Genomic DNA, 14,738 nt, shown 5'->3' on the forward strand with positions numbered 1-14,738 from the left:
GAGCGAGCTTCAGTGCTTCGGCTTTAAATTCTTGCGTATGGATCTTGCGGGGTTTCTTTGTTGACATACTTCACCTCAATAAGCGAGTTTACTCACTTAGCGAGATGTCCAAAAGTATCGGATCAGATCAAACCGTAGTGGAGCGCTGTTTATTTGGTAATAGCCGATTTTTGGCGGTTATGCAGCGTTTGGCGCATAAGGCTGAAAGGTTAACAGCCGATGGATAAATACTGAAGCTCAGATGTTAATCTGTCACATCATACGTGGGTTTATGGATTTATAATGCTGAGGTAAATTAAGCAGTTATCGCATTAATGACCGTAGTAGTGGAGCACGATAACCTACATCTTTTTCGTTAAATTGGAGCATGTTAGCAGCGAGATCAACGTTTATAAAAACTTCAGAATATAGCTCCTCTGCACCATCTGAATTAAAAAAGAACTTCATACGGCATGGCGTTGTTTCAAGTTGCTCTGGATTACAATCAAGGCCAACTACTTTGGCATAGACTTTATTTGGAATAACTATGTGGCTAATGGTTGCACCATATAGATCCGCTAGCGCGCTTATAAAAGCCTCTGACTCTCTCCCCGTACTTTTGAAAAATGCTTCCCCCCAATAGAAATTGGCAACACCTTCGATGGGGTTTGCTTCCCAAGATGGTAATAGCTCAATGGCAAAACCGACGTTGGCACCTTCCAATTTGCCTTTTACTTCGATTTCAAAAGCGCCTGATTGATATTTTTTTGCAGTTGAAATAGTAAATGCTAGATCTACAAAACCATCTTCCTTACCTACAGCTACTGCTGGGTAGCGTTTAGCGGAAGAGAAAATACTCCAAATCATTACAGTTATTCCCAGAAATTACAGAGTATATCGTTAGATAATTTATAGACTTGCGTGGAAAAAGTCACTCTGTAAGCCATCATTTTTTCTTATAAAACGATACATTGCCTGATATTGCCCAAGATTCCTTCACGCGCCGAGAGGAAAATCGGGCGCGCTTGCCATCACAGCTGCCGCCTTAGCTCAATGTCGTATGTTCTGCAGCGGTTCTGTCAGACTGTCGCTTTTTCACCATTCTCTAGATCGAATCTTATACATTTTTCTATTGTGTTCAGTAAGATGTGCGAATAAATTGAGCGGTAAGAATGCGTGAAATGCGACATCGTGTCGTGATTAATTCCGACATCATGTCGTCTAATATACTGTTAAGCGTATAAGCATATAGGAATCACAATGCCATTAATTAAATGTAATGACTGCCAAAAAGAGATATCAATAACGGCAACGAGTTGTCCTAATTGTGGAAGTAAAAAGCCATTTAAAAATGTGAAATTAAGTCCAGATGAATCTAAAGGATTAAGTTATAAAGAGAAGCGTTCGTTTCAAAAAAGGGGCGGTAAAATCCTTCTTAGTAAAGTGCAAAAATTCACTTTTATTCTAATTATATTAGCCGTTATTTTTTCTGTATCCAAATGTAGTTCGGATACTCATCAAGCAACAAGTAACTCGGCTAACTTGGATAAAGCAATACATCAACTTAATGATGCGTTGAAAGATCCACGAAAAGTTCGTTTATTAGAATGTGAAGGCATCAATCCATGGAAGACTAAGCCTGATGGTTGGACTCCTCCAACAAAAGCAGAATGTGAGCAAATTAATAGAGAATTGGACGCTGAAGCAAAGGCTAGAAAATAGTTCAGTGCTTGAAAAAACGCTTAACAAGGCGCTGCAATAGACCTCGCAATGTCACGCATTTTACAGAGCAAAATGACGTGCCAATGCTCGGCTATTGAGCTTAGCGTTAGTTTACAAGGGAAAATATGAGTATTAATCAAAATATACTAGAGGAATACAAAGCGAAATGGACTGATCTGGTTGATAGTCTCTCTGAACTGGAGGCTCCGAAATATACTAACCCATTCCTGATAACTTTCGATGAAGACTTATTAAATCAAGCTGAACTTCGAGTTATGATCTTTGGCCAAGAAACAAAAGGTTGGGGAGACCGTTTTGGGATTTTACCCGAACCCGAAGATACAGTAGCGGTGTATGAGAGATTTTTTTGTCATAAGAATTTCTATAAAGGCTATGGGAAAAGCTCATTTTGGAAAGCGTTCCGATTTTTTGAAAAGCAACTAAAAAAATCGTACCCAGAAAAATCAGTTTATTTTAGTTGGAATAATATCAATAAAATAGGTCGTTCAATGAGTAAAACTGGCGTGAGCGAAGAGGCTCGTGCTATTGAGCGTGATAAATTCTCAGTGATTGCTCATGAAGTATCAGCTTTTAAGCCTGATATCGTAATTTTCCTCACAGGCCCAAATCGGGATGCTGACATTAAGCACCATTTTAAAGATGCCTCATTTGAAGAGGTGGACATTAATGTATCTAAGCGAGCAATTGCTCTGGTCAAATCTGCGGGTCTACCTTCTCAAACAATCAGAATGTATCATCCTTCCTATTTTGGTGGTTTTAATAAAATTAGAATTAAAGCTATAGAGGCGATAGTTAAGCTCGGTGAAAAAGTAAACTAACAAAGCGCTCAAGACGGACTAACAAACGTACGGCATTTTTAATTTGGTTGAGTTAAGTGTTTATGGTGTTTTGTTTAATTTAGGTTTTTTCCATTTTTGTTAGCCACTTAGCTTTGCGTTAATTGATATGAAAACATCCATTCATTCCCCGTGTTTAATACACAGAACTATCAAGCAACACCAATTCCCCTTCGGCGCGGCGAAGGTGCGTTGGGCAGACATCAAGCAATCGAGACATTCGCCGTTCTCGCATCATCCATGTGCTCCACGGCATTAGTACATCCTGTACGTCGATGCCTCGAAACTGTGGAATGAATTCCGACTCAGAGCGATTGGCGAAGATGGCAAACCCAACAGACTGTAGAGACTTATAAACAACGCAAATGTGGCAGGTGTACTCCGAGAATTCCCAGCACAGATGAACCAGTGACCGTCCGAGGCATGGATGCCGAGGTCGAGCGCCCAAGGATGGGTTCACAGCGTGTCACTGGATCATCTGTGCATTGCCCACCGCAGGTGATTTAGCGCATCTGATGCAAGATGCACCAACGTGCTAACAGGAAACTGTAAACATCCAAACACCACCAACTACCTCTGCGCAGAAAGCGCAAACAAAAAGCCCTCACCGAGGGCTTTTGTCTTACCTAAAAGTGCGATGCGCAATCGCACCACTCACCTTACCGCAAAGGCGTAGCATGCGCCGCTGCACGGAAGATGGTATTCATCAACATCACATTCAAACCATCCAGATAACCACGGGCGGTTGGGTCTTGGGTGTAACCAATCACCATACCTTTACCTGTGGGTTGGTAAATCAAAAATGGTTTGTAGGCCAGTTGCTTACGGTTTTGCTGCCACATGTAACCGCTGGCAAGCAGGTGTTTTTCATCGCTAAACCAGGCGACGTTTTTGCCGGAGGCCAGTTTGATTGGGGTGAACATGTCGTTGCCGATGACCAGTGACACCACTTCGGGCTTCACGCCTGCGGTGAGCCAGTGCTCTTGGTCAACTTCCACGTTGGCTAACACGCCAGAGACATGATCTGGCAGCTCTTTGGGGTTTTCGATACGGCTGATCAGTTCATCTTTCGATTTGATCAAACTGCCTGCTACACGGTTGTCGTCGCTTTTTTCATCGGCTTTGTCGCTTGGTGCCGCATCTTTGCTGTCGGCTTTGTCGGCTGCGCGGTAAGCCAGTTCTTGCTGCACATCAATCAAGCCTGCTTTTGGTGTGGATGCGTAACGGGTGGCGTCATCAAGGGTGATCAGTACGCCGCCTTGTTTTACCCAGTTTTTCAGGTTAGCGGCGCCGCTTTCGCCCAAGGCTTGGCTGTAATCGCCCGATGGCAAGATCAGCACTTGGTAATCGCTTAGATTCGCGCTTGCCAGTTGCGCGCTGCGAATGGCGGTAACTGGCCAGTTGAACTCTTGTTCAATCACATAGCGAGTGTTACCGGCATTGAGCGAGCTGGTAGGTTCGTCCCATGCCATGGCGACCTTGGGCGCGCTCATGGTGACGGTGTTTTCGCTACCAAAGTTCGGGCCTTTGATGACCCAACTGGAATCAACGCCGGTGACTTGTGCGCCAGTGTCAGCGGCAATCTGTTGGATTTTGTGCGCTAGATCTGTGTCGTTGGCTTTGACTTCGACAATCAACGAACCTGCGGGGTAGCTGTGGTTATCACCAGTGGTAAAGGCTTTGTCGGCACTTTTTACGCGAATGTTTTGGCGCAGTGCGGCGGTGAGGAAGCGGCCACTGGCCATATCGCCCCACGGTACTAAGTACGCCACTTTGGCTTGTGGGTTAACCACTTTGCCTGGCAGTGGCGCATCGGCGCTCACGCTGTGGCTAGCGGCATCAATGGCATCGTCACAGGTGTTGCTGTCGACGTTGTACATCAACGGCAGTGACCAGGCGGTAACGTCGTAGATTTCGTCGTGCAGTTTGCGGGCGCGGCGGCGTTCTTGCTCGGTCAAAAACGGTTTATCCATATCCACTTGCTCGGTGAACAGGGTTTTGACAAAGCGGCCGCGCGGTTGGGCGGTATCAATCACATAGGCGCCAGCGCTGTAGTCTTTACCACAGGCGCTGAAGGCTTTATCGGCTTGGCGCACTTCAACGCCGTGTTTGGCCATTAAGGTCGCCAGTTTGTGGCTACCTGCGCGGTCGTCAGTGGCAGGCAGAATAAAGCTGCGCTCGTCATCATCTTTACCCGCTTCAATAGCATCGACTTGATATTGATAGAAGTCGGTCAGCAGTTTTTCACGGTGATCGGCGGCGGTTTCGGCGGTGGCAATGGAGGCGACAAAGTGTTTTTTCACGGTGTCGATAAAGCTGAGGATATCGCCGTTGGATTTCTTGTATTTGTCGCCACGGGCGGAAGCTACTTCATAAGTGGCAGACGAGGCACCGTAGAAGGTTGGCCAGCTGTCGCCATAACCGGGATAGAAACCGTCAAACACTTCGCGGGTGTAATAATCAAAGCCAAACTCATCAAAGTATTTGGCGTTGTTTTTACCGACCAGCGTGTTGTTGGCGATTTGGGTTTTGCTCATGTGCGGGTTGAACGGATCGGCTGCCGGTACGAAGAAGTAGCTGGCATCGCCTTGCATCTCGTGCAAATCCACCACAATGTTGGGCCTGTATTTGAGCATGGCTTTGATGCGACCGGCAGTTTCAGGTTGGGTGATTGCCAACCAATCGCGGTTCATATCAAACAGGTAGTGGTTGCTACGGCCGCGCGGCCACGGCTCGTTATGCTCCACGCTCAGGCGGTCGGCACTGGGCAGCATGCCCACGGTTTGATAGTAAAAGTTCACAAAGCGCATGCGGCCGTCGGGGTTTTGCAGTGGGTCGATAAACACCACAGTGTTGGCCAAAATCTTATCCACTACCGCGTCATGCTGGCTCGCTAGCAGGTGATAGGCGGTCATCATCGCCGCATCGGTACTGCTGATCTCATTGCCGTGCACGCTGTGCTCTAACCACACCGAAGAGGGCAGTTGTTTGATCAGCTGCTTAGCCTGCGCTTTGTTGGTTTTACGTGGGTCAGCCAGCTGTTGCATATTGGCGCTGAACTGCTCCAGATGCGCCAAGGTATCGGGTTTAGCAATGGCCACGTAAATCAGTTCACGACCTTCCCAACTGTTACCGTAGTTAAACAGTTTGATGCGATCCGGTGCAGCTTTTGCCAGCGCCTCAAAGTAGCGCAGCATGTCGCTGTGGCTGGTGATGCGTTCACCTAAGTGGTAACCCAACACTTGTTTGATGGTCGGAATATCGGTGGCGTATTGGGCATTGGGCCATAACGCGGTGCTGCTGTCGGCTGAGATGGTTGCTTGCAATGGGGCGGCAACAGCGGCGGTACTGCTAAGGCTCAAAAGGGCAACAATGGAGGAGGCGATAAGAGTGGTTTTTAGTGGCATTGTTTTTAATTATTCGAATGATTTGTGCCGATCATGCTAACGAGAGGTTACCAGCCAGACAAAGCAAGAATTGTCACCGAGTATTACCGCTAAGCGGCCTGATGTGTCGGCTGGGTGATTGGGATGATACACATTTGTTAACTAAGTTTGCGTCGCCAAACGTTGTTTGCGATTTGAGCACGTGATACTCAATAGAGCTCGCTTATAACCATCATAAATAATTGCTATCACACGCTTATGAAATTGACTCATCTACTGGCAGGCTCTGCCGCAGCGTTAGCGCTGTTAGCGGGCTGCGCCACTGTAACGCCTGCAACCTCGAGCAAAACCATGCTGACCTTAAAGCAGATATTTCACGATAAAACCTACAAACCCGAACGCGCGCCGTACTTTCGTTGGCTCGATGATGGCAGCGGTTATACCGTGCTGGAGGCGCGTGATAAAAACGCCGACAAGCCCAAGCCCGGCGCCGAAGAGGAACATGGCGTTAAAGGCAGCGATATTGTGTTTTATCAAGCCGATGGCTCTGGCCGCAAAGTGCTGGTGTCGCTGGAGCAGTTAACCCCTAAAGACGCCAAAGAAGCGTTGACCATTGAGGATTATCGTTGGTCGGACGACGGCAACTGGCTGCTGGTATTTACCAATGGCCAAAAAGTGTGGCGTAGCCGTAGCCGTGGTGATTTTTGGGTGTTGAACCTCAAAACCGATCAGCTGTATCAATTGGGCGGCGCTAAGCCAGAAGCGACCTCGCTAATGTTTGCCAAGTTCTCGCCGGATAGTCAGCGGGTGGCGTATGTGCAGCACAACAACATCTTTATGGAATCGCTTACCGGCAAAGATGCCGCCAATCACAAGGTGACGCAACTGACTTTTGATGGCAGCGACAGCTTAATCAACGGCCATTTTGATTGGGTGTATGAAGAGGAATTTACCATTCGTGATGGCTTCAAATGGAGCCCCGACAGCCAGAATATCGCCTATTGGCAGCTCGATAGCAGCGGTGTCAAGCTGTTCACTATGATCAACAACACCGATGCACTTTACCCGACTATTACGCAGTTCCCGTACCCGAAAGCAGGCGAGCAAAACTCGGCGGTGCGTATCGGTGTGGTGAATGTCAACGATGCCAAAACCCGCTGGGCACCGCTGCCGGGCGATAACCGCGACCGCTACGTGCCGCGCATCAGTTGGGCTGGCACCAGTGAAGCGGTGATGATCCAAGACGTGAATCGGCCGCAAAACACCAATGTGTTGCGCTTGTTTGATTGGAAAAAACAGCAGCTCAACACCATTTTGACCGAACACGATGATGCGTTTTTGGAGTGGTATTACAGCGCCGAGTGGGAAAAAGATGGCAGCCACTTTATTTGGCACAGTGAACGTGACGGCTGGCGCCATCTGTATCGCATCTCGCGTGATGGCAACAGCGTGGTTGATCTGACGCCGGGCGAATATGACATTGTTGATCTGCTGACCTTAAACGAAGCGACCAATAGTTTGTACTTTACCGCTTCGCCGGATCATCCTGAGTCGCGTTATCTGTTTCGCGCCAACTTAGATGGCAGCGGCAAACCTGAGCGTCTTACGCCGCAAGCGTTCCAAGGCAGCAACAGCTATTACATCTCGAAAGATGGCAGCTTGGCGATGCACAGCCACAGCCGTTTTAACCAGCCAAGCAGCAGTGAAATCATCAAAGTGGCGGGTCACCAAACCATTAAAGCGCTGACCGATAACGCCGAGCTGAAAGCTAAGTTGGCGAAGGTGGATCTGCCGCAGCATCAGTTCTTTCAAGTGAATGCCCGCGATGGCGTGGCGTTAGATGGTTGGATCATGTTCCCGCCACACATGGACCCAAGTAAAAAATACCCGATTATTTTCTACGTTTACGGCGAGCCTTGGGGCTCAACCGTGCAAGACCGTTGGGGCGGCAATAACTATCTGTGGTCGAGCATGATGGCGCAACGCGGCTTTATTATGGCGTCGATTGATAACCGGGGCACTCGCGCACCGAAAGGCCGTGACTGGCGTAAATCGATCTATAAAAAGATCGGCAGCATTACCGTGCGCGATCAAGTGGATGCGCTTGATGCAATGGCTAAACGTTGGAGCGTGATCGATACTGAGCGCGTGGGCGTGTGGGGGCATTCTGGCGGTGGTAGCTCAACGCTGAACTTGCTGTTCCGCCACGGTGATAAGTTCAAAGTGGGTGCCGCATTTGCGCCGGTGGCCGATATTCACCTGTACGATTCGATCTATCAGGAACGTTACTCGGGCAACCCTAAAACCGACCCTGACAGCTACACCCAAACCTCGCCGATCACCTTTGCTAAGAACCTTACTGGTCACTTGCTGCTGGTGCACGGTACTGGCGATGACAATGTGCATTACCAAGGCACAGAAAAGCTGATCAACGAGCTGGTGAAACACGACAAGCAGTTTGAGTTTATGTCTTATCCGAACCGCACTCATGCGTTGTCAGAGGGGGACGGCACCTCGCTGCACCTGATGACGTTAAAGACTGAGTTCTTTGAGAAATATCTCAAGCCTGCAACGGATGCCGCTCACTAGCCTGTTGCGGATTTAGCTAAGTAAAAGCCCCGCCAATCTCTGGCGGGGCTTTTACTTACAGCTTATCGCTTACAGCTTATCGCTTACAGCTTATCGCTTACAGCTTATCGCTTACAGCTTATCGCTTACAGCTTATCGCTTATCGCTTACAGCTTATCGCTTACAGTTTAATCACCTTGCTCTTGGTGGAATACGGGAAAGCCGTTGGCATCCCAATACAACGCTCGCGCCCGGGCGTGGCGGTTTGGATCGGTCAATGGATTACCACGCAGATCTTTATAGTTTCGGGCGTGGTAGATCATTAAGTTTGTTTTACCATCTTCGGCCAGCACAAAGCTGTTATGGCCGGGGCCATAGCGGCCAACGGTGGCGTTGGTGGTGAATACTGGCGTTGGGTTTTTATGCCAGCTTTTGGCATCGAGCAAGTTGCTGTCCGGATCTGCCCACAACAATCCCATGGCGTAACGTTCGTCTGTCGCGCTGGCCGAGTAGGTCACAAACACGCGGCCGTTGTGTTCGATCACCGCTGGGCCTTCATTGACTTTATAGCCTTGGATTTCCCAATCCAGCGCTGGCTCGCTCAGTTTGACCACTGGGCCAGTAATGCTGGTGGGTGAGTCCATTTCGGCAATCCACAGCGCGGAGTTGTAGCTACGGGCTTGGTCTTGTTGCGCCCAAATCAGGTAGCGTTTGCCATTGTGAGCAAAGGTGGTGGCATCCAGTGAGAAACTATCCCACGGGGTTTTGATACGGCCTTCGGCTTTCCAGTTGCCTTGGGTGGGATCGGGATTAGGGTTGGACAGCACATACATGCGGATATTGCCCGGCTGATTGGCGATACCGGCAGCAAAATAGATGTACCACACGTTATCAATGCGGTGCAGCTCCGGTGCCCAAATGGTGTCGCTCATCGGCCCTGTGGCATTTTTACGCCAGATGATTTTCGGCACAGCGATCTTCAGATCATTCAGCTCACACGCTTGGCGAATCGCTAGATAGTCGAACTTAGGCGCGGTGGCAATCATGTTGTAGCAACCCGTGCTGGCATCGCGGTAGATAAAGGGATCGGCGGCTTGCGGCACAATCGGATTATCAATATTCAGATTATCGTTAGCTTGCGCATTGCTGAAACTGAGCATTAGCACTGGCAGCAGTTTGACTGCCAAGGAGCATGTTCGGCGAAGAATGGGCATTAGGTTCCTCATTTTTTGCTGTGAGTTAACAGATGATGCGAATAACGTTGGCTGCCAGCGCAGGCTGCCAGACTCCGCAGATCGCTTTCTACGTATGCTGAATTACCAATGTTAATATTGTATTAATAATAAGGGTATCGCTATTAAAGTCGAACTGTGCACTAGCGCAAATTGCGCTAGCTGAATGCGGTTGGCTATTGAACGTCTTTAATACCTCTGCAATTTGGTTATAATTGTTAATTTTCATGTGGTTACTGATTGTTTGCACCAGAAAAATAAATGGGTAACATGGAGGGTGCTTACTATTTAGCTACTCAACAAATTGTCACAGAAGGGGGATTTCTATGAGCGACAAGCACTATGTACCGCCTAAAATCTGGAGCAACGAACCCAGCTCGGGTAACCAATGGGCCAATATCAATCGCCCTGAGGCTGGCGCAAGATTTGAGCGCGCATTACCGGTGGGCAAGCACCCATTTCAACTCTATTCGTTAGCTACGCCCAACGGGCAAAAGGTCACTATTCTGTTTGAGGAGTTGTTAGCGCTGGGCATTAAAGAGGCCGAGTATGATGCCTTCCTCATCAACATTGGTGAGTCAGATCAATTCTCATCAGGGTTTGTGGCGGTTAATCCCAATTCCAAAATTCCTGCGATGGTTGATAACTCCGGTGATGAGCCAGTTAACGTGTTTGAATCGGCGTCGATTCTGGTGCACCTCGCTGAGAAATTTGGCCAGTTTTTACCCGCTAGCGGCCCAGCGAGAACGCAAACATTTAACTGGCTGTTTTGGGCGCAGGGTTCGGCACCATTTTTAGGCGGTGGTTTTGGTCACTTCTATGCGTATGCCGATGAGAAGCAGGAGTATCCGATTAATCGATTCGCTATGGAGGTGAAGCGCCAGTTAGATGTGCTAGATAAACAGCTGGCTAACAATACTTATGTTGCGGGTGAGCAATACACCATTGCCGATATGGCGATCTGGCCTTGGTACGGCAATCTAGTGTTAGGCAGGGCATATGATGCCGCTGAGTTTTTACAAGTGCATACCTACCAGCACGTGGTGCGCTGGGCGCACCAGATTGAAGCTCGTCCCGCAGTGCAGCGCGGTCGTATCGTTAATCGCGGCACTGGTGAGCCGTGGGAACAACTGCCTGAACGTCATAGTGCTGCCGATATTGATCGGGTGTTAGCACTGAAGCCTAACTAATACTCGAGTGAGCCGCCGCCCACCACGCCAGCTTGGAGTGGTGCGGATGCTCGGTTCTACGTTATAAGGCGCTTTGCGATACGTCTGCGTGACACGTTGGATTGATTTGTACCGTCTTTAACTGATGTGTGCCTTGCATCCTCGCTGTTCAACGGTTTGTCCCAAGCAGGAGGCAAACATCGCTATTTTCTCTTCCGCTTGTTAATCAGTAAGCAATTATTGCACCGCCTTATCGCGATATTTTATGCGGCGCTTTGGTGTGCTTGGCCTACTTTTGACTAACGCTGTGCGTTGTTGGGGGGGATGTGATGACGTCTGAAGACGTGCATGATGTTGGCCTAGTGCGCTGGATTTGGCAGGGCGAATTTATCGAAATGTGATCTGTATCTCATTTGAAAAATCACTCATAAAAGCAGCAATAGTAGCCAAAGAGCCAGAAATTAGTGATCGATGTCACTCATTTACATCGTGGCTGGTGCATATTGGTCAAAACAGGCCGTTTTCAATAGACAATATGTCCATAGAGTGAAACGCCTTAAATCTATAGTTAATGCTTAGTTTTTATAAATACATAGGTTTTTATGTAGATATTATTTCACATATTAGTTGTTTATGTTTCTAACTACCAGGTGTGATTAATGTCACATGTCATAATTTGTTATCTATCGTCTGTTTTTAGGATAATCACGTTGTGAGTAAGGGTATCGCTTAATGCGCCTTATTCTTGTCTGCAGTCGTGAAGCTGCAGTTGGAGAGCACATAACTAAAGAGAGTGTGTGAGATGACAATGAACAGACGACAGTTTTTCAAACTGTGCGCGGCCGGAGCGGCAACCTCAGCGATTTCAGCGCTGGGATTGATGTCCGAAAAGGCCTACGCCGCAGTGCGAGAATTTAAGCTGCTCAGAGCCAAAGAAACCCGCAACAACTGCCCGTATTGCTCGGTAGGTTGTGGCCTGCTGATGTATAGCCAAGGCAGCGGTGGTAAGAACTCTGAACATGCAATTTTCCATATTGAAGGTGATGCCGACCATCCGGTAAACCGTGGCGCACTGTGCCCTAAAGGTGCAGGCCTAGTGGACTATGTGAACAGTCCACACCGCTTAGAGTATCCAGAGTATCGTGCTCCGGGTAGCAACAAGTGGCAACGTATCAGCTGGGAAGAAGCCTTCGCGCGCATTGGTCGCTTGATGAAGGATGACCGTGATGCGAACTTAATTGAGAAGAACGCTGATGGCGTAACAGTAAACCGTTGGTTGACTACCGGTATGATGACGTCATCAGGTATGTCCAACGAGAGTGGCATTGCAACCCAAAAGTTTGCACGTTCACTCGGCTTAGTTGCCATCGATACCATTGCACGTAACTGACACTCCCCAACGGTAGCAAGTCTTGCTCCAACATTTGGGCGTGGTGCCATGACCAACCACTGGATCGACATCAAAAATTCTAACGTAGTGATTATTATGGGCGGTAACGCTGCAGAAGCTCACCCTGTCGGCTTTGGCTGGGTTACAGAAGCTATGCAACATAATAATGCCAAACTGGTTGTGGTTGACCCTCGTTTCAACCGTAGCGCATCTTTGGCCGATCACTATGCCCCAATCCGCTCAGGAACTGACATTGCGTTCCTTCTGGGTGTGATCCGCTATTTGATCTCCACCAACCAAGTTAACTTTGACTATGTGAAAGCGTACACCAACGCCAGCTATCTGGTGCGTGATGACTTTGACTTCCACGACGGCTTGTTCTCTGGTTTCGATGAAGAGAAAGGCGACTACAACAAAGAATCTTGGTTCTATCAACTCGACGAAGATGGCTATGCCAAAGTGGATGAAACCCTTGAGCATCCGCGTTGCGTTTGGAACTTGCTGAAACAGCACGTAGAACGTTACGACTTCGACACCGTTAGCAACATCACTGGTACGCCTGTAGAAGACTACCAAGTGGTTTGTGACGCGATTGCGAGTACTCACACTAAAGATCGCGTTGCCACCTTTATGTACGCGTTGGGCTGGACCCACCACAGTAAAGGCGCACAGAACATCCGTACCATGGCTATGGTGCAGTTGATGCTGGGTAACATTGGTCAATTGGGTGGTGGTGTTAACGCACTGCGTGGTCACGCTAACGTACAGGGCGCAACCGACATGGGTCTGCTGGCGCAGAGCTTGCCTGGTTACGTCAAACTGCCGAGCGATAAAGAACCCACTTTGGCTGACCACTTGGCGGCGCATACGCCTAAACCTTTGCGTCCAGGTCAAACCAACTATTGGAAAAATTACCCTAGCTTCTATGTATCTCTGCTGAAAGCATTCTGGGGCGAAAACGCCACTCCAGAAAACGACTTCGGTTATGACTGGATGCCGAAATGGGATCAGATGTATGACTTCGGTAAATATCTCGACATGATGTACCGCGGTCAGATCAACGGTTGTATCGTGCAAGGGGTTAACGCGATTAACTCAATGCCTAACCGTAACAAGAACTTGAAAGCACTGAGCCAACTGAAATACTTGGTCGTGCTGGATAACTTGTCATCTGAAACTGCCACCTTCTGGCAAAACGAGCCGGGCTACAACGAAGTCGATACCGCCAGTATCCAGACTGAAGTATTCCGTCTGCCTACTACCTGTTTTGCGGAAGAGGAAGGGTCAATCGTTAACTCTGGTCGCTGGATGCAATGGCACTATAAAGGCGCTAACGCACCGGGCGAAGCGATGGCTGACTCAGAGATCGTTTCTGGCATTCTGATGGAGCTGAAAAAACTCTATGCAGAAGAGGACGGTAAACTGCCTGAACCAGTGAAAGCGGTTAACTGGGAATACACCGACAAGCACAACCCAAGCTCAATTGAGCTGACCAAAGAGTTGAACGGTTACGATGTGAACACTGGTCGTCAGGTCAGCAGCTTTGCTGAACTGAAAGCCGATGGTAGCACCGCTTGTGGTTGCTGGTTGTATGCCGGTTCTTGGACCGAGCAAGGCAACCAGATGGATCGTCGTGATAACCATGACCCATCAGGCAAAGGTATCACTCCGGGCTGGGCCTTCGCATGGCCGATGAACCGTCGTGTACTGTACAACCGTGCTTCTTGTGACGTGAACGGTAAACCATGGGATCCAAAACGTACTATCGTTGAGTGGAAAGACGGCAAGTGGGAAGGTATCGACGTACCTGACTTCAACGCCAAGCTGAACCCGCAAGACAGTGCGCACCCATTCATCATGCAAGCTGAAGGTGTCGGCCGTCTGTTCGCCCTGAAACTGCTGAAAGAAGGTCCGTTCCCTGAACACTACGAGCCAGTGGAATCACCTATTGGTACTAACCCTCTGCACCCTAAAGTCATCCACAGCCCAGTGCTGCGTTGGTTTGAAGGCGTGAAAGACACTATTGGTACTAAAGAGGAATTCCCGTACGCCTGTACCACTTACTCGTTGACTGAACACTTTAACTTCTGGACTACGCACTGCCGTTTGGCGGCGATCTCAATGCCAGAGACCTTTGTGGAAATGAACGAGCAATTGGCGGCAGAAAAAGGCATCAAGAACGGCGATTTGGTGAAAGTGAGCTCAAAACGTGGCCACATCTTCACTAAAGCTTTGGTGACTAAGCGTCTGCGTCCATTGAACGTGAACGGTCAAGTAGTACATACCTTAGGTATTCCTCGTCACGGCAGCCATAACGCCCTGACCAAAAAAGCTTATACCTGTAACGTGCTGACCACAGAAATGGGTGACGCCAACACTGGCGTACCTGAGTACAAAGCGTTCTTGGTGAACGTTGAGAAGGCGGAGGTCTGATA

9 protein-coding genes are annotated in these 14,738 nt (G+C 48.7%); 6 read left to right on the forward strand and 3 right to left on the reverse strand.

From position 1 onward, the window contains the following. Nucleotides 1–227, forward strand: a 227-nt coding sequence (locus tag ACN0TT_RS08045; protein WP_417761634.1) for a hypothetical protein, incomplete at its 5' end; no start/stop codon positions are given. Nucleotides 228–303: 76 nt separating this feature from the next. Here ACN0TT_RS08045 and ACN0TT_RS08050 read toward each other — a convergent pair. Then, a complete protein-coding gene (locus ACN0TT_RS08050; protein ID WP_417761635.1) occupies nucleotides 304–846 on the reverse strand; it encodes a hypothetical protein in 543 nt (180 codons plus the stop codon). A gap of 393 nt (nucleotides 847–1,239) precedes the next feature. Here ACN0TT_RS08050 and ACN0TT_RS08055 point away from each other — a divergent pair, with 393 nt between their 5' ends. Together ACN0TT_RS08055 and ACN0TT_RS08060 are read left to right on the forward strand one after the other, a co-directional pair. Beyond that, the gene (locus ACN0TT_RS08055; protein ID WP_417761636.1) at nucleotides 1,240–1,701 is read left to right on the forward strand and encodes a hypothetical protein; all 462 of its coding nucleotides are present in this window, start codon (nucleotides 1,240–1,242) and stop codon (nucleotides 1,699–1,701) included. A gap of 125 nt (nucleotides 1,702–1,826) precedes the next feature. After that, on the forward strand, nucleotides 1,827–2,540 hold the full coding sequence (locus tag ACN0TT_RS08060) for a hypothetical protein (RefSeq protein ID WP_417761637.1): 714 nt from the start codon (nucleotides 1,827–1,829) through the stop codon (nucleotides 2,538–2,540). A 677-nt stretch (nucleotides 2,541–3,217) separates the two neighbouring features. Here ACN0TT_RS08060 and ACN0TT_RS08065 read toward each other — a convergent pair. Beyond that, a complete protein-coding gene (locus ACN0TT_RS08065) occupies nucleotides 3,218–5,965 on the reverse strand; it encodes a M14 family metallopeptidase (protein WP_417761638.1) in 2,748 nt (915 codons plus the stop codon). 237 nt (nucleotides 5,966–6,202) lie between these two features. Here ACN0TT_RS08065 and ACN0TT_RS08070 point away from each other — a divergent pair, with 237 nt between their 5' ends. Then, complete coding sequence (locus tag ACN0TT_RS08070; RefSeq protein ID WP_417761639.1) at nucleotides 6,203–8,533, forward strand: S9 family peptidase; 2,331 nt, start codon at nucleotides 6,203–6,205, stop codon at nucleotides 8,531–8,533. Nucleotides 8,534–8,700: 167 nt separating this feature from the next. On the opposite strand, the gene ACN0TT_RS08075 is transcribed toward ACN0TT_RS08070, so the two are convergent. Beyond that, nucleotides 8,701–9,726, reverse strand: a complete 1,026-nt coding sequence (locus tag ACN0TT_RS08075; RefSeq protein WP_417761640.1) for a family 43 glycosylhydrolase — start codon at nucleotides 9,724–9,726, stop codon at nucleotides 8,701–8,703. 344 nt (nucleotides 9,727–10,070) lie between these two features. On the opposite strand from ACN0TT_RS08075, the gene yghU reads away from it, so the two are divergent. Both yghU and fdnG read left to right on the forward strand, forming a co-directional pair. Then, nucleotides 10,071–10,934 (forward strand): glutathione-dependent disulfide-bond oxidoreductase, encoded by an 864-nt coding sequence (yghU, locus tag ACN0TT_RS08080; RefSeq protein WP_417761641.1) that lies wholly within the window; start codon nucleotides 10,071–10,073, stop codon nucleotides 10,932–10,934. A gap of 787 nt (nucleotides 10,935–11,721) precedes the next feature. Continuing rightward, nucleotides 11,722–14,736 carry a formate dehydrogenase-N subunit alpha gene (fdnG, locus tag ACN0TT_RS08085; protein ID WP_417761773.1) on the forward strand — a complete coding sequence of 1,005 codons (3,015 nt, stop codon included), beginning with the start codon at nucleotides 11,722–11,724 and terminating at the stop codon, nucleotides 14,734–14,736. Nucleotides 14,737–14,738 lie beyond the last annotated feature (2 nt).

The organism is Shewanella sp., from assembly GCF_048265805.1.
Lineage (GTDB): Bacteria > Pseudomonadota > Gammaproteobacteria > Enterobacterales > Shewanellaceae > Shewanella.